Source organism: Paenibacillus sp. SYP-B3998 (genome assembly GCF_010820665.1).
Taxonomy (GTDB): Bacteria; Bacillota; Bacilli; order Paenibacillales; family NBRC-103111; genus Paenibacillus_E.
The window spans coordinates 24,844-48,943 of sequence record NZ_JAAIKC010000001.1 but is presented as its reverse complement, the minus strand read 5'-3'; the positions used below and the strand labels follow the sequence as shown (position 1 = coordinate 48,943).

Below are 24,100 nucleotides of genomic sequence, written 5' to 3'. Positions count from 1 at the left end.
TAGCTAGCCTGTACTAAACACTTTTCGTAATACTATGTATACGAGGCTTTGTCCGATTTATAACTCCTTTTTGTTCAAAAAGGTGGTCAAGTTACGATAACTTTTCAAAAACTGACAGCAAGCATAAAAATAGCATCCCCTTCCACATCTAAGTGGTTGGAGATGCTTATTCCTTTTTTTAATCCGTTGGTTTATTGAAAGTCGAAATGTTGTTATGCGCCAGCCTTCCACAAGCAGCCGCCACAAGCCCGCAAACCAAGTCGTCAACAAAGGTATTGCATTTGCCGCCTGTATGGTCACTATCTAGTTCCTTGATAATCCCGATCTTCGCTTTGTCCAAATAACCAAAATTAGTCAATGCAATCGTACCGTACATGAGAGGAATCGCTGTCGCGATCGACTCATCGACGCCGAACAACCCTTCATCGCTGCCAACGATATGGTTATACTGCTTGCTAAATTCATTATTCTCTACGCCCGCATCGATTTTAATCGCTAGCTGGACGGCATGATACGTTTGCTGCTTGCGAAGAACCGCTAGTACATGTTGTTCACACACCTTACGTTCCAGATCCGGACTATAAGGTCTCTGAAGCATATCCACGATATCGACAATATCGTCTAGGGACACTCCGCGTGAATCAAGCAAGGTTAAATTACGCTGTGTGTAGTCTTCTTTCACTTTCTCCGAGATGACCACACTGGCCGTTGAAGCTACTAATGCACAAACCCCTTTGGAAACAAAGGATTTGGGTCTTTTATTTGGAAAAAAGAAACGAAATTTGCAGTCTAAAAAGCCAAACAACGAGCTAGCCCCGCTCCCATACATCCCACAGATCGACATCGCGATCGTGCGATGCAGGTTGTAGCCGGAATCTTTCATACTAGCCAACAGCTCTGGATCGTGCTTCACTTTCTTTTCCAACTCCAGCAGCGTCGTCATTACGTTGTAGGTTTCTGTTTTGCTTAACACGCCCAGTAAAGTGTCTGTAATCAGATCATAGGGAATTTTTTTGATCCCTTTCACTTCAACCAGAAGACGGGCAACCGCAGCTTCAATATCGGCTTGAGGAAAATGATGAAAAACTTCATCTCTCATTTCATTCAAAACTAGCGCTTTTTCTTTCAAGAATGTTCTCATGACTGAATTCCTCCGTTCATAAGCCACAGATGATACAAAGTGACTTAAGAAATCTTATGAGATTAAATTGATCTAATGAATACTCCGCTAAACAACGGTATAACGAATCATTTCGCTCGCCTGTTCCAACTGCTGGATGCGGCCTTCAGCTTCAAGTAAAATTAGATGAGCAATCGTCTCCGATAACGCGAATCGCATCTGATGAATGGAGAGCCGATCGCCAAACGTCGCGCGACATACTTCATAAGCCGTGAGCGGCGTGTGCAGCTTCTGCTCCATGAGCACTAATCGCTCTTCATGATGGCGTACAAGCTCAGCTGCGCGCGCGCTGAACCCGGACCAGGGCTCTCGATGCCCTGGGAACGCCATCTTCACAGACAGCCTGCTGATCTCCCTCAGGCTGCCGAGGTACGCGCCGAGCGGGTTCGCTTCCACTTGCGGGAGGAAGCTGACGTTAGGCGATATTTGCGGCAGGACGTGGTCGCCACAAAACATGATCTCCGCCTCGGCGTCATAGAAGATGAGATGACCCGCGGCATGGCCGGGGGTCTCGATCGCTTCGTACACGCGGTCACCGAGGCGCACAGGCCCTTCTCCCAGCAGCGTAATCTGCGGCTGCGGGGATACAAGCGGGACGAAGCTCGCCATATGCTTCGTCATTTCTTCCAGCATGGCGGCATCGAGGCCATGCTGGAAGAACAGCTCGAAGAGCAGCGCCGACATCGGCTGCTCCTCGCCCCAGAGGAGCTGGACTTGACGCCAGCCGGTCTCCGAGAGGAGAACCGGCGCGCCAGTCCGCTCCTGGAACCACCCCGCCATCCCGTAATGATCAGGATGGTGGTGAGTGAGCACGATTTGCTCGACGTGCTCGAAAGCAATCTTGCGCTCATCCAGCACCGCGTGCCAGAGCGCCTCGGCATCCGGGGTGCGAAGCCCCGGATCTATGACGGTATAACCGTTGCTGCCGCGTATGAGGTATGCATTCACCCATCTTAGCGGGAAGGGCAGCGGAACCTTGACTTGTATAATATAGTCATTATGCTCAATTACGGTGTTCATTTCGTGATGTTCATCCTTCCTTATGTCCAACAAAAATCATCCGGCTGGACGTTTGAGCATCGTAAGATTGTCCGTCATAGCCCCCGAACACATCATCAATATGTAAACCTGCTTTCCGTAACATCGTTTCAAAAGATGCCCGTTCATACAGCTTAACCTGCTCCAAGTAATGGCGATCAGGCCCATCTTCTTGTGAAATCACGATTCTTTTGCGAACACACCCATCTTCAATACTTCTGGACTCGCGAATGAGAAGTCCCTCTTCCGAGCGCTCCGACTGTGGTACGAGATTCGCTTTCACATAAACAGGATTCAAGAAATCGATAATGAAACGTCCATTCGCCTTTAACAAACGGTGGATTTCATGAAAAACCTTCTCGTTTTGCTCATCCTCATCAAAATAACCAAACGAAGTAAACAGATTCACAACAGCATCATAGGGCTGCTCAAGCGGGACATCCCGCATATCGCCACGCAGCCACTTCACCTGCTTATTAACATCCTGCTTAACCGCTTCATCCAGTAGCACCTCTGACAAATCGACGCCAGTTACTTCATACCCAAACTCAGCTAACGCCATGGAATGTCGACCCATACCGCAGCACAAATCCAATACCTCCACACCTTGAGGTAAATCGAGCCAATCCATCATTTTCTTCACTTCATGGTAGGCGCCTTGCAAATCCCTATGCTTATAAACGACCAAATAATCATTCCCGAAACTTTCCTGATACCAAGCCATTAGTATTCTCACCTTTTGTTTTAAAAGTATAATTTTCGATAAGTTCACGTATGTACGGAGATTCGAATCTTACTGCTGCTTCTCTTTCAGAAAACGAAGTCCATCTTCCGCTTCTTCTTTGCTGAAATTTCCAGCCACCAACAAATCTTCGTTTTTTTCAATTAACCGTTCATAAAATAAAATGCCCTTATTCCTAGCCTCCGTCTTATACTCGGCATGATCCTCCATATAGTGAAAAAGCACATCCTCCGCCTTTGCGAAATCGCCCCAATGCTCATAATAAGCAAATAACCGAAGCTTCATATCCGCTGGCAAGTCCCATTGCTGCAGCCGTACTAAGCTATGATTGATTCTCGGCTGCAGTTCCTCCCTTACATCGGGATCATCCGCAGGCGGAGTAGAAGCGAGAAGTAATAAAAGATCTAAAGATTTGAGATAAGAGTGATAAGCTGGGCCCGACTGCTCATGTTGTCGATACATGTCGCCTTGACCAATGAACAAATCTCCGATCACCATCGCCTTGGCAGTATCCGTATTTCCTTGGTACGTCAATAATTCCAAAATATCTTTACTGGACAAAGCTTGCAGCGATTTTACATTCAAACCTAGGAGATGGCGGCTTGCCTCATCTAACATTTGCCTTGCATCACTGATCGGAATATGTTCTTTGTTGAATAAAATTCGATGCAGCGTCACGGTCATCTGTTCGATCTGTCGCATAAAATAATCACGTCTGAACAAGAGCAACCTCCTTTCTGCATGAGAACTGACTCTTTTCAGCTTAACATGCCTCAGGATGAAACTCAAAACCGTTTGACGCCTATTTTTCCTTCTATACCGCACCATTGACAATAGCCCTTCATAAACTAACTTTGACTGTATCCCTTAACCTTGTATTTCCCAATACCCGAGCAAGGAGGGGTGACACACATCCATGGCCAGCGACCACAAAAACAAATTTCTACTTACGAACCGCGAACGTGAAGTATTCGAACTATTAGTGCAGGACAAAACGACTAAAGATATCGCACAGCAGCTTTTCATAAGCGAAAAAACTGTGAGAAATCACATTTCTAATGTCATGCAGAAGCTGAACGTAAAGGGTCGTTCACAAGCGGTTGTAGAACTGATCAAGCTTGGGGAATTAAAGATCTGATTCCGCCGGCACTTGGATCCATGCAAGCCTTCGGGCCTCCCTTTCGAGGAGTGCCGCGGGGGCTTTTTATGTTGTATTTTGTGGAACTATATACCACTAAACCCACTCCTCCCCTGACTCTAGACTCTATTGGCGCTTTGTAACAAATGCTATACTAAGTTTATACATCGACTTTGGTAATCAGCGCCTTTCCTCCTCCAGGTAAGCGCTCTACATATTTATTTTTGGGCCCCCTTCCTTTCGAAGCGGGGCTCTTTTTTGCCCTGGCTAGGGGTGTGGCTGGCGGTAAGAAGTGCGATATGCTATGTTGGAAGAAAATGTTGTAAAGGAGCGGATGAAATGGCGGACTGCATGTTGCATGCACACAATTTTCATCCCATTCTGGAGAAGTGGTTTGCTTCTCGATTCGGAGAACCGACCGATGTTCAGCAGCAGGCGTGGAAGCAAATCGCTTCAGGCCTGCACACGCTCATTTCTTCACCTACCGGGTCCGGGAAGACGTTAGCCGCTTTAATGCCATGCATGGATGGTATCGCTAAAAAGAAACAAACGCTGGACGTATATACGCCTGGCGTTAGAGTTCTGGTCGTAACTCCGCTAAAGGCACTAAATAATGATATTCATGATCATTTGCTTCACTTCATGGCAGAAATTGAACAGATGGTTTCAACTGATGCGGAGTCTGCGGCATGGTGTGCGATTACAGTCGGTGTGCGAACTGGCGATACGAAGCAAAGTACGCGAGCATCGATGCTCAAACACCCTCCTGATATTCTCGTAACTACGCCCGAGTCGCTCTATTTACTTCTTACTTCTCCGCGAGCAAGAGAGATACTTAAGCAGGTAGAACAGATCATCGTCGATGAAATCCACGATTTGGCAGCGGACAAGCGCGGCATGCATTTATCGCTTACGCTTGAGAGGCTTACTGCGTGGTGTGAACGATCTGTGCAGCGAATCGGGGTATCTGCGACGCAGAAGCCAATCGAGCGAGTCGGCCGTTATCTCGGGGGCTGGGAAGGAACACAGCCGCGAGAAGTTGCGATTGTGGAAAGCAAAGCGGAGAAACGATATGAACTGATTGTGACGATGCCTGAACCCGCTCGGGCGGGAGCAGACAAAGAGGCGGTATGGACGCCGCTTGTGGAGAAGCTTTTGCAGCTTATGGAAGGCTGCAGCACCGCTCTTGTATTCGCAAACAGCCGCAGGCTTTGCGAGAGGTTGACGTTGCGACTCAACGACCACGTCGGGTATGAGATCGCAAAGAGTCACCACGGCAGCGTCGCCCGCGAAAAGCGCCTCGAGGTCGAGCGCATGCTCAAGGCAGGCGAGCTTCGCTGCCTTGTCGCTACATCGTCGCTAGAGCTCGGCATCGACGTTGGTCATGTCGATTTGGTCATCCAAATCGACTCACCGTTCACTGCGGCTGCTGGCATCCAGCGCATTGGCCGCTCCGGCCACGCAGTTGGCAGCGCGAGTCGCGGCGTTCTGCTAGCGCGAAGCCGCAGCTTGCTGCCGGAGCTGGCTGTACTCAGCCAGCTCATCGCGGCGCGCGACATCGAAGCTATTCGCATTCCGAGGGGGAGCCTCGATGTCCTAGCGCAGCAAATCGTCGCCATGGTGGCCATGGGCGATAATTTGGATCTAGCGCGCCTTGAACAGTTGCTCACTCAAAGCGACAGCTTCCGCGGACTGCTGCGCGAACAATGGCTCGCCATGCTTGAGGTGCTCGCAGGGCTTTATCCATTCGTGCGCCCCCTTATCGAATGGGATCGTGACACCGGCCGCCTGTATCCTGTGGCGGCAACGCAAATGGCTGCGCTTACTGGCGCTGGCACTATCCCTCAGAGCACGGCTTATCCCGTGCACCATAATGAAACCGGGCTTCATCTCGGAGAACTCGATGAAGAGTTCATCCACGAGTCGTCCATCGGCGACGTGTTCCAGCTTGGCACGGCCTCTTGGCGCATCGTGCGTATCCGCCCTGAGCGGATCTATGTTCGCGAAGCCGACAATCGCTACAGCGAGATCCCCTTTTGGCGCGGGGAAACCGGCGGTAAATCATTCGAGCTTGGGGTACAAACCGGGCAAATCTGGCGGGAGCTTCGCGACCGTCTACAGGTAATGCCCAGTAATTTTTTACTGAGGAGCATAAACGACCAGTCTTCTCAATCTGTTCAGTCTGTTCCGTCTTCTCAGTCTTCTCAGTCAGAGTCAGTTCAATCAGTTCCGTCTTCTCAATCTGTTCAGTTAACTCAGTCCGTTCAACCTGATCAATCCGCTCGCCAAAATAACCTCCTCCCTGGCTCCAGCGCAGCGGAGCAGCGCACGGAAATCGATCTACGCGTCCAAGATTGGTTAGAGAAAACCTATAATTTAGATTACGAAGCAAGCAGTTCGCTAATCGCATTAGTCCGTAATCAAATAGCCGTCAATACGGTACCGACGGATCGAACCATCGTCATCGAAACTTTTGCCGACGAACATAATCAAACGCACTATGTTCTTCACAGCCTCTTCGGACGAAAGCTGAATCGAACTTGGTTGATGGCAATCGACAGAGCTTTGAAGCACAAGGGGCTCCCGGCTATTTATTCGAATGCCAAAGATAACGGGATTGAGCTTATTTTCCCAGACTTTAGCGAAGCCATTTTACAGGTCATCATGGCACTAACTCCAACACAGGCGGAGCAGAGCGTTATTGAAAGTGTCGCTGAATCCGGTATGTTCGCAGCAGCCTTCCAGCGTTTAGCTGAAACTTCCCTGCTTCTATCCCGCAGTTTCACCAGAATGCCCGCTTGGAAGAAAAGACTTCGTGGTCATGAGCTGCTAAAGGACGCACTTCCCTTTAAGGAACGCTTTCCATTTTTCCAAGAAGCAATGAGAGAATGTTTGGAGGAACATGTGGACATCGAGCATCTCCAGCACATTCTTAAAGCTATCACCGCTGGAGACATACAGTTCGCTGCGCATCGCAATCATTTTCCGTCACCGTTAGCGGCTCAATTCCAGTCGGATTATGTGCAGCGAAGAATGTATGAATCCGATGCACTTTCTCAAGATTTACAGGTGGAGCTACTTGGCTTTAGTCTTCAAATGGCCGCAGAAATATTCGGCGCTGAAGCGGTTCGCAATCAGGTTAATCCACAAGTCATGGCTGCTGAAGCCGATAAGCTTGCTAAATTAGATGAGCCTCTGGATGCAAAGGAAGATGTGCTTCACTATTTGAAGGAACGTGGAGACGCTTCATTAGATGAGCTTCGTAAAGTAAGTTCAAATGAGGGTCAGCAAGTAAGCACTTGGGTAGGTGGGCTTATGCAGCAAGGTTCCGTTACGGATATCTCATTAGGAGGGGTGACTCGGTTCATTTGCAGCGAAGAACATGAGTTTTATCGTTCTCTTGGACATTCGCCTGTATCCAGAGCGTTTGTTTTCCAACGATTTGCCGATGGTAAACTCTCTTTCACGACAGATGAACTGTCAGAGCGCTATGAACTGCCCCTAACACTTGCAGCATCGTGGATTCAAGAAGCTTCTCTTGCAGGCATGGTTACAATCGCGCCTTTCGTTGATGCGGATAAGGAGGAGCTATGGACAAGCAGTAAAGTAGCCTCCCGACTCATTCGTCTTTCGCTTCAGTCGTACCGACGTAACGGGCAAGCCTTTTCGCCAGCCATGTATGTACAGCACATGCCGCTATTGCGCAAGCTTTCGGAACGGACCGAACGGACAGGAATGGATAAGCTCGCGATGTCATTAGCGATTTAGAAGGTTTTTTTCTACCTGTCTCCCAATGGGAGAACATCCTGTTTCCGACGCGTCAGCCGGCTTACCGCAAGCAGGATTTGGACTTACTTTGTTCATCGGGGGAAATTAGTTGGGTGGGGCGCAAAGAGCCTGAAGAAAAGGAAGGGAAAATCGCTTTTTTTCTAACAGAAAACAATCTGCTTCTAGAAACCTGCCTAACCGCCGTTCAAAATAAGCCCGTCTCGCACCCTCATCTGCTAAGTCTCTTAGAGGAAAAAGGCGCAAGCTTTTTAAGCAAGCTTGGCATCGAAACAGGTCGTGTTCCTTCTGTACTCTTAGAAGAACTGCTGCAATTGGTGTGGGATGGACGAGCAGCGAATGATCAATTCGCACCTCTTCGCTTACATGCCCTAGGAGCTCCAAAGAAACCAGACAAATTTCAATCTGGACTTGGTCGTTGGTACTCCCTTGCTTCCCTGTTAAGCCCAGCCTTCGATAAGGAAGCCGCCGCTATGAAATGGACGCATCATCTGATGGAGCGTTTTGGGATTATCACGAAAGAGCTAGTTGCTGCTATGTGCCCATTTCCATGGGAATCCATCTTAGCAGCACTCAAACAATTGGAGGCGTGGGGTCTGGTTGTTCGTGGTTTGTTTATTGCCGATGTGAATGTCCTGCAATTCGCCACAAAGGAATTCATCGCCTTACTCCATCAGCAAGCAGCGTCTATTCAGATCAATCACTCGTCCGCAAACGAAAGTTGGCTTCCTCAAGAGCTTATCCTGTTAAGCGCTGTTGATCCAGCCAATCCTTATGGGCTTCTGATACCTTGGCCGGAGATGTCTGGGATGACATTTTCGCGTAAATCCAGTAATTTCTTAGCCGTTAAAGCTGGGAAATGGTTATATTGGATCGAAAACAACGGAAAACGCATCTACCAACTCCATAAGGAAGCCATGCAAGAAGGAAACGATATCGAGCAGGTCGCACAAGAGCTAAAAAACATGTTCCGTCTGTTTCTCAAACAAAATCAGCTTCGAAAAATAGTCATAGACAGTTGGAATGGCGTACGCATTGCAGAAGCACCAGAACAACAATATTTGCAACGGCTGGGGGCTGAAAAAGACCGCGCCAGCTTCGTACTTTGGCCTAGCCAGCTTAACTAAATAAAGCAGAAACTGATCATGTGCTACCCGGCCTACAACCGTGTGACCCACTCCACCTAAACCGAATAAGTTTCAAATTGTGGCATTCGACTTGTAATGAGTTCGCAGCTTTCCATCCGAAGATCAAGGGTACAACGGTCGCGATCATTCCGATAATGGCCGTTTTCCGAGGTCCAATTCGATCTGTCAAATAACCGAGCACGAGCCGAAGAATCGAACCTCCCAAAGCTGGAAGAGCGACCAGATTCGCTTTTTGCGCAGCATCCAGTTCAAAATCCTTGGCAATCCGTACAGAAAGAGGACCTAGCTGATCATAAAACTCATATCAAAATACAAGAAAGCACTAAACAATGACCCTTTATGACCACTTTTCAAAAAGCTTTTTCGATCCTCCATATGTTCTCTCCCTTTTACGAGGCTTCTGCGCCTTTTTCATTACCCTAAATGATGTTTGCTTGTAGCGAAATAAAAAAGAGAGCGATACCTCTCCGAAATATATTTTGTGTCAATAAATATAACACATATTTGTAGGTAGCAGTTTACAAGGCGTGTATCGACAACAATTAAATCCTTATGCTATAGTATGCCGTATATGAATTCCGACATCTCGTCAAAACCTCACATAAATCTACCACAAGATGAAAAAAAATGGACGATGATGAATGATGAATGAACACGAACAGATGGTAGATGTTTTCATCTCCATCGTTAATGTGCACCAACTTACTACAGGATGAGAAAAAGGAGGCCGTACGTGATGAGATCCCTTTTAAAAGAAGTAGGCCGCGGCAAACGCGGAGCAAGAGATTTGACCTACGAAGAAGCCTTGCAAGGTGCGGAAATGATTTTGACTGGAGCGGCCACTCAAGCTCAAATAGGCGCTTTTCTCGTAGCTGAACGGATTAAAATGGAGTCCCCCGATGAGCTGAAAGCATTCATCGATGCGCTACGTGCACGCATCACCCCTTACCCTATCGCAGACAGTATCGATTGCGCAGGCCCTTATGATGGACGTGCTCGCACGTTCATCGCAACGCTTCCCACCGCCTTCGTACTCGCTGCATGCGGACTTTCTACAACGCTTCACAGCAGTCCGAGCATGCCCCCCAAATGGGGCATAACGTTGGCTGACGTGCTGGAAGCGTTAAACATTCCTGCGCTTCATGCGTCGCGTGAAGCGCTCGTCTCCGCTGCCGCGCGAACTGGCTTCCTGTTCACGCCAACAGAGAATTGGTGCGCTCCTCTTGGAGAGCTGCGCGGTTTACGCGAAGAACTCGGGCTGCGCACCGTGTTCAACACGGCAGAGAAGCTTCTTCGTTTCACTGAAGCTCCTTATATGGCTGTCGGTGTGTTCCACGGCACCGTGTTTGAAAAAATAACTAACCTGCTGATCGATCTAGGTGTCTCACGCGGTATCGTTGTACAAGGCATGGAAGGCTCTGAGGATCTTAGCGTCGACAAACGTACAAGAACCTATGTCATCCAAGACGGAAGCAGTGAATTGTTTACCGTTGATCCAGAGGTTTATGAGCTGATGGTAGAGGTTCCCGAAGTGGAGTGGACCGCCGAGCTGCAAGGCCAAATGGCGCTATCCGTACTCCGCGGCGAAGGCGAACTGCCTTATTTAAACATGGTGCTGCTGAACAGTGCGGTTCGCCTATGGGTGGCCCAGAAAGCAGGCTCAATCGAAGAAGGCATTACGTTGGCTCGACAAGCCATTGAGCAAGGAGCCGCTCTGAGGAAATTTACAGAATGGGCTGAAGCCATAAAGCCTGTATCAGCAACGTAATTATTTATTTTTACTTTGATAACACATACATTTAGCCCGTTAGGCGAATCCCTTAGGATTTTCCTAACGGGCTTTTATTGTATTTGCCTAATCTCTCGGGTTCAATCCCTCCTCTTTGGTATTTGAAAACTAAGAACCCCGTGGCTGTTCACCACGAGGTTTGAGTTCAGTTCTTTGCATTGCTACCTGCTTACTTTGTTCACTTTATTCACTCTGTTTGCTCTGTTTGCTCTGTTTGCTCTGTTTATTCCATTTATTCTGTTGCTCTGCTTAATCTGTTTACTCTCTTTTCCCTGCTCAAGCTTTACCCAGTCGCATATTCTATGGACTTTTTACTTTCCAATGAACTGCTGCGTAAACATTTTACCGCAAGGGCCGCCATCTACGATGCCAATGCCGATATGTGTGTAATCTTTGCTGAGGATATTCGCTTTATGGCCCGGTGAATTCATCAAAGCCTCATGCGCAGCCTGAACACTTTGGTTACAAGCAATGTTCTCCCCGGCCGCATTGTAAGTAATGCCAAACTTGTTCATCATATCGAACGGCGATCCGTACGTTGGTGAATCATGGGAGAAATAGTTGTTGTCCACCATGTCTTGGCTCTTCAGCCTTGCCGTTTTCGTTAGAGCCGAGTCCACCGTGTACGGTGAGAGACCTGCTGCCAAGCGCTCTTTATTGACGAGATCCAGCATCTCCTGCTCCTCAGCCGTCAAGCTCGTTGTTGAAGGCGTTTGAGGCGGCGGTGTAGGTTTTGGAGCAACTGGCGGTGGTGTGGGCGTAGGTTGCTTTGCGATTTTCAAATTGCCATAGGCCCATAGAATGGATTGCAGCGTTTGATCGTCTACATTTCCTGTAACCGGCAGACCATATTTACTCTGAAAAGCTTTAACCCCTGATTGCGTTTGATTACCATAGTACCCCGTAATCGGCCCGGCATAATAGCCCAGCGACTTCAACATCCCCTGTACTGCAAAGACATCAGGCCCCTTGGCTCCTTTACCATAAGCAAAAGCGGTCGTTGTGGAGGATATGAACAACGCGATACAGATAAGCATGATCCAAACATGTTTTCTTTTGCCTTGTAACATGAGTTTGCTTTCACTCCCCGTCATAAGCATCATTCGTCTCATAATTGACGATAAACTTAGGGTGACCAAATTGTTAGGTATTATCCAGTACAAAGAAATATTGGATACCACTTTATGCCTATCAGTAATCGTTCAATATTCAAAGGAAAAATTAACTCGATAATCCATTTACTGTACACTATTTACTGTATAATCAGGTAGAAGGAGTGATGTTGTATTGTTGGTTAAAATGAGGCTAGAGGAGTTCAATGCATTAGACGATGAAGCACTAGGGGCCGCTTGTGTCGAGCCAATTATCAAAGCTTATAAGGAGATCCAGACTCGAGGAGACAATTTCAGCACGGGGTTGTTTAAAGAACTATCAAGAGGACAACAAGCCTTATTCGTGTTCCGTGCCTATTACAATCACGCAATAAAATCTGATGCTGACTTTTATTGGTGGAGTGCCTATTTTATCGCCCAACCTGAGAGATGGACCGGGCTAAAAAGTGGGTTGCGTTTTTTCGGTAATCATACCACCATTCATATCCTAGAAAATATGGAGTGGATTCTTGAAAAAAGAAATCACCCGATGAGCTTAGACAATTTCAATGTTTCAGCCGCTGATTTGAACAATGATCCAGAATTGAAATCTTCCGTAAGTCCTCTGTACGAAAACCTTCGAGAAGCTGTATTACTGACACATGAATTAATAGGTATATGTATTCGAAATAACCCAAGCGACTTCATTCAAATAGAACTTGATTAAGCAGCGTGACCCTTGGATTTCCCTCCAAGCGAGCATTGAACTAAACGCCCATTGACTTTGTGACTACAATCCATTAAAGTGAATTTAGTACCTGATACTAATACTTGATACTATTTCAAAGGAGTGAGTCCCTTGCTGCATAACTCTGCTTCCTTGTTCGCTCGTATTACCGCTATCGGCAGTTATGTGCCGAGTCAAATTTTAACCAATGCCGAGCTTGAATCTATGGTCGATACCAATGATGAATGGATCGTTCAGCGTACTGGGATCAAGGAACGCCGCATTGCTGCATCGGACGAATATACAAGTCATCTCTGTATACAAGCCGTTGAGGAGATGGTTGTCCGCTATCCGAACGCGCTCGATGATGTCGAGCTCATTATTGTAGCAACGCATACGCCCGATCTACCCTTCCCATCTGTCGCTTGTTTAATTCAAGCGCATTTCGGCATTCCTGCAACAGGCGCTTACGATTTGAATGCCACTTGCGCTGGATTTACCTATGGGCTTCATACGGCAAGCGGCCTCATCTCCGCGGGTTTACACCGCAAAGTGCTTGTCGTTGGCGGCGATACCGTATCCAAGATTACGGACTACACAGATCGTTCCACCTGCATCCTGTTCGGCGACGGCGCAGGAGCTGTAATCGTTGAGAGAGAAGACGAGCATCCAGCCTTCCTTGCGCACCATCTCGGGTCGGATGGAAACGGCGGCAAGCATGTTTATCGCATAGGTCTTGCCTCGACGCTTCATGGAGATGAGCTGGCTGGCGATGGCAAGCTTGTCCAAAATGGGCGCGAGGTTTACAAATTTGCGGTGACGACGGTGCCGCAGGGAATCGAGAAGCTGCTCGCGAAAAGCGGAAAGCAGCGACAGGAAATTGATTGGTTTATTCCCCACAGTGCGAACCTCCGCATTATCGAATCGATCTGCGAGAAGAGCAACATCCCATTTGACAAAGCGCTGTATAGCCTAGTTTATTACGGAAATACGTCGGCTGCTTCCATTCCTCTAGCACTTGATTTGGGCATTAAAGAAGGTAAAGTGAAAGCGGGAGATACGCTGCTGCTCTATGGCTTTGGCGGAGGCTTGACGCATGCCGGCTTAGTCGTTCGCTGGGGCTAAAGATTAGCTAACGATATTTACCAGAGCCTTTACCGTTTACCTGAAGCCTTACCGATTTGTCGAACAGCAACCAATTTATTGATCCATGGATCAGCAGGCTTTCCTGTGCTGCGTTTACGAGGAGTAAGTTTCGTAATTTTCTGAATCAACGCTCGTTGATAGTTGCTGATCATTTCCATGTTCTCTGACAAATGTTGAGCTAGCTGCTGCGATGCTTCAACCTGATCAGCGACGCTCTCCAACATCCGACACAATGCTCGCTGGCTTCTTGCCAGCGAGGTTAGCATATGCAGCTCAATCGAATCACGAGTTGTTAACGTCATGCCTTCTCGCCCTCGCCGCCATACCCAAATAAATTGCCTAATCCATTAGAGCTATCCGATCCTGAGTTGGATTCATTACTCCCCAAAAGCGCTTGTAAATGGCGATTTAAGGAGTTCTCCATTTTCGTCAAACCATCAATTAATTCAATCACGTTCTCATGGATTTCCCCTGTTTGCTTCATCTGATGCTCGTGTCCTTCCAAGTTCGTAGAGTTGATGTGCAAACAAATCCAGTTGCGTGATTTCTCTGCCTCCACAACCCGGGCTTCCAATATCAAAGCTATTTCATGCTGCAGCTTCGCCGTAGCATCCAGCATATGCAGATACAGATCGGATCTGTTCAAGATGCATCCCTCTATTCCTCGGCATCGGAGCCGTTCATTTCTTTCATAACGATTTCGGTTTGCTGTGCAATAGCCTCTTCTAAATTAGCCAAGCTATTTAAATAGGCTGTTACATTTTTGGTAAGCTGCAAAGCTTGTTCCTGCAGCATGCCTAATCCTTCAAAATCCGGATTAGAGTCCGGTATATCACTGGCTATAGAGGCCATCTGTGACGTTACAACTCGCTTTGCCTCCAGGATTCTCGACATCTCCCGATGAGAAGCTGCAATGTGAGCAATGATCGTAGTCACTCGCTGTTCCAATCCCTCTCGCCTCCAATTCCGCTTTTTCACTTTATATTATGCAGGGGCTTTACGAAAGGTACTCTTCTTTTTAACGGAATTTCAAGTGAAAGCATTTCTGCCTAACTCCTCTTGTACAAATCTAAATGAGCTTGCTTTTCTCCAAATGCCATAGTACTTTCTTTGCCCTTTCTTTATACGTATAAACACCCACTTTATTGATACCTCTCTTACAAATTGCTTCTCTGGCACTCGGATGGTTTAAATAATAATTAACCAATTCCATGGTTTCTTCCTGCGAACTTGATACAATTAAATCTCTATTGGGCGTAAAGCGTTCTCGAATCGCTGGCGTATCCGAAGTAATCAGCATCCCACCCGAAGCAAGAATTTCATAAGTTCGTTGAGTCACTTGAGTCGTACTATTTTGCAAACCGATTACAATGTCAGCAGAATTATATACTTGTGCAGTGCTTTCATAGGAGATCATACCGTGATTCCACTCATTTGGGATCGGAACCTGCAGCATTTGAGCCATCTGAAGCCAATCATTCCCCCAAAAATCAATACGCACACCCTTAGCCAGTAAAGGAACGAGAAGCATCCGCATGGAATGATTTCTATAATGGTAGGGATACTGCTGCATAACGTGAGGATACGCGTTGGCCACCACTGCCAAATTGGTCTGTAGATGAGTGGTAGGTTTCATTTTTTTATGAATATTCGAGTTATAACCGAAGTCTAGATGTGCAGCATTAAACCCTTGCTGTTTGTAGAATTCGGCATTCAATTTGTTTATAGTAAAAATATAATTCGGGCGGGTTCTTAAAATCAATGGTAGCGTGAAGCTTAATGTATGGGTTGGTTCATCAACAGCCCAATAAACATGCGGTACTCCGTAGGCTTCTGAATATCTTCGCATCATCTCCTGTTTTTCCACGGTTTGCTCTGGTCCCCAACCCATAGAAAGCATAAAGTGTGGTTTGAACCTTTCCATACATTCCTTCAGACGCGCTTCTGAAATAGGGCCAGAAATTTGAATATCGTGCCCTAATTCCTCAAACCCCATAGGTAACGTTCTCACCCAAAGAGGGTAGCTCTCGAGCACTAAAATTCGCATCTACAACTCCTCCATCTGATGATTATGCAAATGAACCGATCGGCTTATCTCATTTACAATTTTGAGCGCACGAACACCGTCCAGTCCTGACACTTTTGGCAGGCGTTTCTTTTGGATGCAATCAAGAAAATCAATCCATTCCATACGTAGTGGTTCCTTGGAGGGAACATTCACCTTCTCAATTATATTTTCCTGTGTGTAGGTTTCACTGATTTTTTCCATATTAAAATTGGTAGATCGTGAAATAATAATCTTTTTATCAATCAAATCCGCTTGAATAAAAGCTTTCGGAGTAACCACCTTAATCGTGCGGATCTTCTCTTCCGTCTTAAAACTGGCAGAAAGATGAGCAACAACTCCTTTGCTAAATTCGGCAAGTACCATTGCATGCTTCACTGTTCGGTCGAAAATTCTTCCTACTGAATAGAAGCGTACCATTTCATCTTTCAAGAGCTCGTGTAGAATGTAAATGTCGTGAATCATGAGATCGTTAATTACATCTACGTTGACATTTCTAGGATCGTAAGGACTGAGTCTATGAATATCAATCGCAATGATTTCTTGATGCTGAATAATCTTCCCTAACTCGATAATGGTCGGGTTATAAAGCTCTATATGCCCCACTTGAAGAGTTAATCCTGCCTGCTGTGCACGGACTGAAAGATCTAAACCTTCAGCAACCTCAGCTGTAAAAGGTTTTTCCATAAGCATGTGAACACCGTGTTGAATACAAGATAGTCCTATTTGGTAATGAAATGGTGTCGGTACGACAATCGACACCGCATCAACATTTTCCAATAGATCCTCCAGACGACTGTACGCCTTCGTGTTGTGTTTGGTAGCAATAGCAGATGCGCGAATGAAATCAGTATCGAAGACTCCTACCAATTCGCATAGGTCATTTAATGAAGAGCAAACCCGCACGTGATTTTCTCCCATTTTCCCCGTTCCTATGACTCCAACTTTCAAATAGATCGCCTCCTCTTCAGTATTAGAGATATATAACTTCCCTTTCACATAACTCATCGTATTCAAGAACGGAAGAGATGCGTGGACAACTATCTATTTAAGCCAAAATAGTTGTCATACATATATAGATGTCCAAGCAGCTTAGTAAACTATTGCATTTAATAATAGATAATGATTTTCAGATCTTAAGGGGGTTAAAAGATGCAATTAATAGATTTATCAGCTCGATATGATATGGTAATAAGCCTAGGAGGTAATTGCCAAACCGCTTACCAACTAGACAAAAACAAACTTCGTACATTTTCGGGACCTCTGGATTGGGTCACTTCATACTCCGTACCTGGCATAATTAAAATGCTGGAAACGCGCTTTGAGGGATATATGGATCTCAGTCATATGAAAGTAATTGGAGCAAACCCCTACCACTATACGGTTGAAGATCACTTCAGCGGCTGCGTTTCATATCATGACTTTCCTATTAATAATGAAGCGGATCCATTCATAACCTACTCTGAGTTTAAGATCAAGTTAAATCACCGTATTGATACCTTTTACGATAGACTAGCAAACACGAATTCCGTATTATTCATTAGACTATCAGCCAACATGCATGAGGCAATAAATATAAGAAAGGCCTTGAAAACCATTGTATTCGTTCCCTTTCATCTACTTATTGTCAACTATACTAATCTTCCTTACGTGTTGGATAAAGACTGGGGCTTAACCGGCATTTCTAACGTGGAAATTACAGAAGATATCGGGCGTTGGCAAGGACATGACAATTCGTGGGAGTATTTATTAAAATCAATAGCCTTAAAATAGAAAGTAGGATTGGACCACTTGAATGCGTTCATTTGGAGTGAAAAAGGATTCAGACTACGCATACCTCTTCACCCTTCTAATTTAAATTCCTGACTGTACGTCCGTCTGTGTTGTCCTATGAAAAATCCCTCCCGTGTCTACAATAAGGGGCTTACTCCTTACTGCCTACCCAAGAGGAACAATCTCAAATTGGAGGTTTATTTTTGAATCTATGCTACGTAAAGACACGACTTCATTTCGACCATAACATTCAAATAAGGGCATCAGCCGCTTTTATTTTGCTGCAATTTTTATAACTAATCTAGGGTTCTTGATGTGCGGGCCAACCAAGCATATGCCGTGATTGCTGATTTGGTCGTTACGCCATTTCTTAGCCAATGCCGTACACCGAAGCAGAAAGTGTTCACGATGTTTACGGGATGACCTCATTCGTCTATAGGGTACTGTAGCAGTTTTCGGTTGTTTGGACATCATCTGTTTCGTATTCCAGCCCTTCTTGACTGAATAAACAGGGATTAATTGAGATTTATTTGAAGAGCCCACACGAAATACGGCATTAACGATTCGATATTCCGTAGATACTTCAGACAAATTAAAAGAAAGATACGTACGCTCTTTACTCCCCTTACTTTTTTTACTCTTTTTACCATTCAATACAAATATACGATTAGGCTTTAAAACGACTTTATCTCCTTTGGACAGGTTCTCTGCAATAGCAACTTTGTTGGAGACAGCTTCTAGACTTATCCTTGCGGTTTCTGTATTCAGTCCATATTCAATGCGCTGATCGCCATACAAATGTATTACCGCAGGGACCTTCGGCTTGATTCCATCCAACACACGGCGTTCTTCTGAATAAATCCAGCCCAAGTGCGAGGCTATAACAGGAACCGAGTGATGAGCTTCCACAAATTGACGCCCAGCAGAACCAAGTTGATTACGCAAGTTCGGATCATTGATCAAACGGTGCAACGCCGTAAAAAGAGTTGCCGGATTTGCACTCGTAATAGGTAATCCAGGCATTCTGTAAAGTACATCCTCCCGAATATGACAAATAACAGGCTTTCCTAGAGCCATCGCCTCAACGGAAGCCAGACCGTATGACCCACAGAGTAATTGATCTATAACAATATCAGCTCTGCTTAGGATACCCTTGGCCTCATCTGGACTTTCTTGATCAAGGCGCAGATATTCAAAATTAATACCTGCTTGGCGTAATCTTTCTATTGTTGCATCTACATACTCGCTTCCTTTTAATTCACCGTCTCTTCCATCATGGACGATCAACGGCGTATTAGACACCTCAAAGTTGGGAATCCAGTTGGCAAGGTCGATAGCTAAAGGCAACACGTAGATACGCTCAAAAATACGAGCTGTATAAGCAGCGATTTCAAAATCAGGAACGATGCAAGCTGGGATTATCGGATAAATCGCGTCTACCCGCTCATGAATCGAATTTTCTTCCATAAAATGATTCATAAAACGGGCATATGGATTGAGGCGAACTGCCTCTCTTTCAGATCTTACCTCATTCCCCCAAAAGTGCATCAATCGAACTCGATTATGCTCATGGGCAAAAGCGAATTCCTTTTGAAGATGAAAGGAAAGACCATATTGAAAATGGAATACGTCTGTTTTATTACTGATGCTATTAAAGACATCTATTAACTTGTCATTATCTATGCTAACGACCTGGGAGCCTTCAGGGATATAACAAGGGTAGCTTGCATATGCCTCTACGGTATGCCCCAACGCAGATAACCCTTTTACATAGTGATCAAGTTGACCTGACATTTCGATAGGGCCCTGAAAGATCTTCATCTTATCTACCTCCTATACTTATAGCTACGCTTCACAGAATTTGTTTAATTGAAGCAATTACAATCTCTTGATCGTTTATTGACATCCCAGGGTACAAAGGTAACGACAGACAACGGGAGGAAATGGATTCTACGACAGGCAAATCACCTTTTTGATAACCAAGCGAAGACATCGCAATTTGCAAATGTAAAGGAGTGGGGTAATACACTCCACATCCGATACCTATGCGATTCAATTCATGCTGGAGTCTATCGCGTTCTTCAATGAGCACAGTGAATAGATGATAGACATGGCCAGCTTGAGGATGAGAAAAGGGGGGCTTCAATTTCGTCTCCCGAAATTCATCCTGGTATCGAGCCGCTAACAATTTTCTTTGTTCGTTCCAGCTATCAAGATGAGGGAGGCGAAGACGCAATACAGCTGCATGTATTTCATCCAGCCTACTGTTCCAACCCAACTCCAAATGTTCATATTTCTTTTCGCTACCATGAACTCGAAGACGAAGTAGACGTTCTTTGAGATCCTCACGATTCGTGACAATCATCCCGCCATCCCCGCACGTTCCTAAATTTTTCGTTGGAAAGAAAGAAAATGCAGCTGCATCTGCAAAATGACCAACACCGTTCCCTGCCCATGTGGCCCCTATTGCCTGACATGCATCTTCCACGACAAACAAACCATATTGATCGGCAAGTTCCCGAAAACGGCTCATATCCGCCATTTGTCCAAAAATATGGACAGGCATCAACGCTTTTGTTCGAGAAGTTATTCGTTCTTCCACCGAAGACGGATCCAAGTTGAACGTGTGCTCATCTATATCGGCGAAAACGGGGATTGCACCAACGTGAAGAATCGCTTCGGCTGTTGCAAAGAAAGTGAAGGGCGAGGTGATCACCTCATCGCCCGGTCCAATACCAAGCGCGCGAAGAATTAACACGAGAGCATCTGTCCCGTTTGCTACGCCAATCCCGTATTTCTGACCGCAGTAGCTTGCGATTTCCTGCTCAAAGCACAGAACATGTTCACCAAGTATATAATTCCCACTTTCAATTACGTTGCTAACGATGTTTTTAATTTCTTTTTTTTGGCTCCCCCATTGTGGACGTAAATCCAGCAAAGGAATTTTATACATTCGAATACCTCCCTGTGGCTTTTAGATCCTGTTCAATCTGTGAAAGTAGTGGCGGCAACGTACGCTGATAGGACAAATGTTCCATCGCATGGATTCTTCCTGCCGAAGCGATGCGCTGCCTCGCATCTTCATTAGCCAGATAGAAAGATACCTTTTCCAAAGTTTCCTCAGGGGAATCAGAAACTTCGCAGTTTACACCAGGCTGAAGGATATCCCTCACGGCGGATGTATTCGAGGTTAGGAGAAAGCTTCCGTTAGCCATAATATCGTATGTTCGGTTGCTGATTTGCTCATCCATCGATTGAATGCTTAAATTAATCTTTGTCGAACTATACACTTTCGGCGTTTTGTGGAAAGGAAGAAGCCCTCGAACCATATAGGGTTGTGGACTCACGCCAAAATGTTGATAAGCTTCATCCCACTGTCTCCCCCATAGTTCTGTCCGAAATGATTGATTGAACAATGGCAACACCAAATCCTTGATACTTTTTCTGCGGAAAATTTCAAAACCGAACTGACCGTTTGCCACAACAGAAACATCACATATAAAATCAGGATCTGGCGATACAGCTCTGTGAAATTCAGGGTTGCAGCCAACATCTAAATAGTTCACTTTAAAACCGAGTTCTTCATACAAGGGAATACAAGGCCTGCTTCGAGTGAGAACAAATTGCGGAGATACTAGTTGCGTATAATGTTTGGACCAATTCTCAAAATGTAGGGAATCTTCCTCAGCAAAATAAACGTGATAAATACCGTGTTCGCGCAGCACATCTCGCACCAATTCATTATTGCTCGGGTAATGGTGATAGTCCCAGCCCATATCCATATAAATGTCAGGTTGAAACATTTGTATAGCATCCTCAAGAAGCTCGCGACTCACTTCATTGAGATAATACACACGGTGTCCAAGACTCTCCAGTGCCCATCCAAGAGAATAACGAAAGATATCTAACCCGAATAATCCAATAATTTTCAACACGCTCACCTCACTATAATCGAATAGCACCCCTGATTAACTCATCAGCCATATGGCCAAAGTCAATCGCAATCTTCCCTTGCTCTCTTAGACGATTACAAATCAGTGGAGCAGCGATTCCTGCAGAGATGAGGGTTACATCAAAATTATATGAATTCGTCTTTTCACAAACGGAATCTATGGATGCTGCTCCATTTACTCCAATGTTACCCTGAATCTGCGAAAACCCCTGCTCCGCTAGGAGGATATTCAAATCATGCATACGATTTCCTAGAAGTAACGTTCGATAGCTATTAAGAAGAAATGGATAAAGATCGGTAACCTCCGCCAGTTGGTAATTGATGATAGAGGATGTAAATCTCATTGAATGCAGAGGCCAACTGTAATAATAAGCAATCCGATGAAAAAGTCCTTGAAAGGTTGCGCTTCTCTTACTCGGAATCCCTATCACATCTGCATGCATTACCGCAGTAGCAAGTGCATCCCGAACTTGAAGATCCGGTAAATTCAAACCGGCATATTCCAAAAAATGCCCTCCAGCGTTACGTACCTCTTCCGTGCTTAGAACAGTCTCCTGGGCAAGAGTAAGCAATTCTCCATCTCCAAGCCTAATTAGTGAAAAACCCTGTCCTTTATTCAAACTGTCCAGTATGGAGGCCTTGACTACAGTTGGGGTTTGTAGAGGTACAAGCTGATCAGACATTGTTTCCAAACCTGCATTAATAATGAGAGAAAGTTCAATGGGCAATACGGTTAAAGGAGGCAGGCTTGATTCTACGTAAGCTTCCCCACCCAAGTAAAGTCCGTCAGCAGCCGCAAGTTCTTCCTCAGTGCGAGGATGAGCTCCCTGTATGAGCTCTGCCCATCTTGATCTAGAAAGCGAGGTAATAGGTAATGCTTCTATATTCAAACTCCCAGAGCTTAAATCAAAAGCATAAGGTTCAGAGGATCGATTGCCGTCATCTACTCCCGAGTTTGCCTGAAGCCACGCTACGGCTTCAATATGGTCCCCGATAATCAATTCCTCTACCACGTTGGGCATTCCCTTTGAACCATTATGTTCTCGCAGGCGATTCGTTTTAATAATGTCGACACAATTGGCAAGCACTGTTTTAGCTCCTGCGCGAATCATCATCGCTTGCGCCTTCGGAGGAACAGACAACGATTCCGAACCAATGACCTCCAGATAGCTGCGCCTTAGCGCATGCGGAATTGCCGTCATTGAAGCTGTGCCAAGCTCAGGCCTCTGCAAGCTACTATTGAGCCATTCTTTCATCGTGCTTATCGTATCTCGTTTCGCAGAAGGAGGTAAGAGTGGATCAATATAATTTAGCGCTAGGTCAGCCCCCTTCTCAATCGAGCGGATGAAGGGCAGCAAATCCTCTGCATAAACTGAAATATCTCCATCTAAGAACAGTAATGTTGAACCCTTGGCTTCCGCAGCTCCGACGCTCCGTCCTATATCATGGCCTAATGGTTGCTCATAGCTAATCACTTTACATCCGTGAGAAGCAGCGATTAATGCCGTGCGATCCGTCGTTCCATTGCACACTACAATAATCTCCAACGGCTTTAAGCGTTTTATTTCACGAAGCACCTTATCAATCGTAAGTGCTTCGTTCAATGCGGGAATTATGACACTCACATCTCTTCTTCCCTGTTGTTTGATCAATTGTCTCCTCCAGAAAGCTCGAATACCTTTCGCATAGGATATTTGATAAATCCTCTTTTTGGACGGACTCAAACGCTTCTGTCTCTTCGCCTCTGCAACAGCAGTCAACCTACTACCAGCGGGCAGCGAACTATTCTTCAATGCTCGAATCCACCCTTTGCGAAAGACAGTCTTACTCATTAGCGAACACCCCCGTCTTTAGGTTTAAAAAGATCTCGCGCCCTTTTCATATCAGTAAATCCCCCTCGTTCTCCTTTAAACCGAATCCATTCACTGATTGCCTGCATGGTCTCTTGAATTACCGTCGTTTCGTCGGGCACAGCTTTACTTGTATCTAATCTTCGAACAGATATGGTCTTAATAGGCAGTTCCCCTTGTAAGCAGGCAACCAAAAACTTAGGAGGTACGGCTAGCAGCCTGTTTCCTATGCTAGAGAGCGCTTGGCGGGTAATAGCGAAAGGCCCTATCGATAAAGAGGCCGCCCCCAGATCAGGCCTCTTGAGCATGCGATTTAATGTAATAGCCGACAACCTAGCCCCGTTAAGATTTTTCTCGCAAATGCCCACCGGCTTCGTCATCACAACAGAAGCTCCGTCTCTAATCGCTTCTGTATATGGAAGGATCAACTCCGGACGAGGTGTGGACTCTGAATTCCAAAAAAGAATAATCTCACCTTTAGCTTGCATCCCACCTGCTACGAGCCCCGCTCCCATCGTCTGATTCTTCGAATAGCTGATCTGCCATTGATGAGGAGCGACCTTCCTCTTCCGATTCCAATTTACCGTTCCTTGACTAACGGAGATACATTCCGTCCCCTCCGGTAGGTTGGTAGTCATTGTAGATTTATTTAGCAAAATGATAGACAGTTGCATC

The 24,100-nt window shown here is 45.8% G+C and carries 22 protein-coding genes and 2 pseudogenes; 8 read left to right on the top strand and 16 right to left on the bottom strand.

Features of this window, described 5'->3' with window-relative positions; translation table 11 throughout:
* Positions 1–178: 178 nt before the first annotated feature.
* From GK047_RS00200 to GK047_RS00185, 4 genes are all read right to left on the bottom strand, one after another.
* Positions 179–1,141, bottom strand: a complete 963-nt coding sequence (locus tag GK047_RS00200) for a phosphatidylglycerophosphatase A family protein (protein ID WP_163940045.1) — start codon at positions 1,139–1,141, stop codon at positions 179–181.
* Between the two features lie 87 nt (positions 1,142–1,228).
* Positions 1,229–2,200, bottom strand: coding sequence for an MBL fold metallo-hydrolase (locus GK047_RS00195; RefSeq protein WP_163940044.1), 972 nt, complete (start codon positions 2,198–2,200; stop codon positions 1,229–1,231).
* Between the two features lie 10 nt (positions 2,201–2,210).
* Positions 2,211–2,942, bottom strand: a complete 732-nt coding sequence (locus tag GK047_RS00190) for a class I SAM-dependent methyltransferase (RefSeq protein ID WP_205516176.1) — start codon at positions 2,940–2,942, stop codon at positions 2,211–2,213.
* 69 nt (positions 2,943–3,011) lie between these two features.
* Positions 3,012–3,683 (bottom strand): DUF6483 family protein, encoded by a 672-nt coding sequence (locus GK047_RS00185; RefSeq protein WP_163940043.1) that lies wholly within the window; start codon positions 3,681–3,683, stop codon positions 3,012–3,014.
* Positions 3,684–3,876: 193 nt separating this feature from the next.
* Here GK047_RS00185 and GK047_RS00180 point away from each other — a divergent pair, with 193 nt between their 5' ends.
* From GK047_RS00180 to GK047_RS00170, 4 genes and pseudogenes are all read left to right on the top strand, one after another.
* Positions 3,877–4,098 (top strand): helix-turn-helix domain-containing protein, encoded by a 222-nt coding sequence (locus GK047_RS00180; RefSeq protein WP_145661635.1) that lies wholly within the window; start codon positions 3,877–3,879, stop codon positions 4,096–4,098.
* A gap of 339 nt (positions 4,099–4,437) precedes the next feature.
* Entirely contained in the window at positions 4,438–7,866 is a 3,429-nt protein-coding gene (locus GK047_RS00175; protein WP_163940042.1) for a DEAD/DEAH box helicase, read from the top strand.
* Positions 7,854–7,970 (top strand): annotated as a pseudogene (locus GK047_RS30485) (Lhr family ATP-dependent helicase); the annotation flags it as partial. The gene GK047_RS00175 and the pseudogene GK047_RS30485, both read left to right, overlap by 13 nt.
* 9 nt (positions 7,971–7,979) lie before the next feature.
* Positions 7,980–9,011, top strand: a complete 1,032-nt coding sequence (locus tag GK047_RS00170; protein WP_163940041.1) for an Lhr family helicase — start codon at positions 7,980–7,982, stop codon at positions 9,009–9,011.
* A 94-nt stretch (positions 9,012–9,105) separates the two neighbouring features.
* Here GK047_RS00170 and GK047_RS30480 read toward each other — a convergent pair.
* Positions 9,106–9,407, bottom strand: a pseudogene (locus tag GK047_RS30480) (MFS transporter); the annotation flags it as partial.
* 361 nt (positions 9,408–9,768) lie between these two features.
* Between GK047_RS30480 and GK047_RS00160 the strand changes: the two are divergent.
* Entirely contained in the window at positions 9,769–10,800 is a 1,032-nt protein-coding gene (locus tag GK047_RS00160; RefSeq protein ID WP_240343721.1) for an anthranilate phosphoribosyltransferase, read from the top strand.
* 332 nt (positions 10,801–11,132) lie between these two features.
* On the opposite strand, the gene GK047_RS00155 is transcribed toward GK047_RS00160, so the two are convergent.
* Positions 11,133–11,891, bottom strand: coding sequence for a peptidoglycan-binding protein (locus tag GK047_RS00155; RefSeq protein ID WP_163940039.1), 759 nt, complete (start codon positions 11,889–11,891; stop codon positions 11,133–11,135).
* Positions 11,892–12,108: 217 nt separating this feature from the next.
* On the opposite strand from GK047_RS00155, the gene GK047_RS00150 reads away from it, so the two are divergent.
* Positions 12,109–12,639 carry a hypothetical protein gene (locus tag GK047_RS00150; protein ID WP_163940038.1) on the top strand — a complete coding sequence of 177 codons (531 nt, stop codon included), beginning with the start codon at positions 12,109–12,111 and terminating at the stop codon, positions 12,637–12,639.
* Positions 12,640–12,771: 132 nt separating this feature from the next.
* Complete coding sequence (locus GK047_RS00145) at positions 12,772–13,764, top strand: ketoacyl-ACP synthase III (protein ID WP_163940037.1); 993 nt, start codon at positions 12,772–12,774, stop codon at positions 13,762–13,764.
* A gap of 29 nt (positions 13,765–13,793) precedes the next feature.
* On the opposite strand, the gene GK047_RS00140 is transcribed toward GK047_RS00145, so the two are convergent.
* The 5 genes from GK047_RS00140 to GK047_RS00120 form a co-directional block, all read right to left on the bottom strand.
* Complete coding sequence (locus tag GK047_RS00140; protein ID WP_163940036.1) at positions 13,794–14,087, bottom strand: hypothetical protein; 294 nt, start codon at positions 14,085–14,087, stop codon at positions 13,794–13,796.
* Positions 14,084–14,431 carry an alpha-helical endospore appendage domain-containing protein gene (locus tag GK047_RS00135; protein WP_205516173.1) on the bottom strand — a complete coding sequence of 116 codons (348 nt, stop codon included), beginning with the start codon at positions 14,429–14,431 and terminating at the stop codon, positions 14,084–14,086. The genes GK047_RS00140 and GK047_RS00135 overlap by 4 nt, the downstream gene beginning before the upstream one ends.
* Before the next feature lie 11 nt (positions 14,432–14,442).
* Complete coding sequence (locus GK047_RS00130) at positions 14,443–14,733, bottom strand: nucleoside-diphosphate sugar epimerase (RefSeq protein ID WP_240343720.1); 291 nt, start codon at positions 14,731–14,733, stop codon at positions 14,443–14,445.
* A gap of 121 nt (positions 14,734–14,854) precedes the next feature.
* Entirely contained in the window at positions 14,855–15,832 is a 978-nt protein-coding gene (locus tag GK047_RS00125) for a CgeB family protein (protein WP_163940035.1), read from the bottom strand.
* Positions 15,833–16,801 (bottom strand): Gfo/Idh/MocA family protein, encoded by a 969-nt coding sequence (locus GK047_RS00120; RefSeq protein WP_163943461.1) that lies wholly within the window; start codon positions 16,799–16,801, stop codon positions 15,833–15,835. It lies immediately after the preceding gene.
* Positions 16,802–17,002: 201 nt separating this feature from the next.
* Between GK047_RS00120 and GK047_RS00115 the strand changes: the two genes are divergently transcribed.
* Positions 17,003–17,623 (top strand): DUF1796 family putative cysteine peptidase, encoded by a 621-nt coding sequence (locus GK047_RS00115; protein ID WP_163940034.1) that lies wholly within the window; start codon positions 17,003–17,005, stop codon positions 17,621–17,623.
* Positions 17,624–17,896: 273 nt separating this feature from the next.
* On the opposite strand, the gene GK047_RS00110 is transcribed toward GK047_RS00115, so the two are convergent.
* From GK047_RS00110 to GK047_RS00090, 5 genes are read right to left on the bottom strand one after another with little or no spacing between them, the layout of a single operon-like run.
* Positions 17,897–19,444, bottom strand: coding sequence for a glycosyltransferase family 4 protein (locus GK047_RS00110; protein ID WP_163940033.1), 1,548 nt, complete (start codon positions 19,442–19,444; stop codon positions 17,897–17,899).
* A gap of 31 nt (positions 19,445–19,475) precedes the next feature.
* Positions 19,476–20,576: a DegT/DnrJ/EryC1/StrS family aminotransferase gene (locus tag GK047_RS00105; protein ID WP_163940032.1), complete on the bottom strand. Its 1,101-nt coding sequence runs from the start codon at positions 20,574–20,576 to the stop codon at positions 19,476–19,478.
* The gene (locus GK047_RS00100) at positions 20,569–21,555 is read right to left on the bottom strand and encodes a CgeB family protein (RefSeq protein WP_163940031.1); all 987 of its coding nucleotides are present in this window, start codon (positions 21,553–21,555) and stop codon (positions 20,569–20,571) included. The genes GK047_RS00105 and GK047_RS00100 overlap by 8 nt, the downstream gene beginning before the upstream one ends.
* Positions 21,556–21,568: 13 nt before the next feature.
* Positions 21,569–23,407, bottom strand: a complete 1,839-nt coding sequence (locus GK047_RS00095) for a GT-D fold domain-containing protein (RefSeq protein ID WP_163940030.1) — start codon at positions 23,405–23,407, stop codon at positions 21,569–21,571.
* Positions 23,407–24,099 (bottom strand): hypothetical protein, encoded by a 693-nt coding sequence (locus GK047_RS00090; RefSeq protein ID WP_163940029.1) that lies wholly within the window; start codon positions 24,097–24,099, stop codon positions 23,407–23,409. Before GK047_RS00090 ends, GK047_RS00095 begins: the two co-directional genes overlap by 1 nt.
* Position 24,100 lies beyond the last annotated feature (1 nt).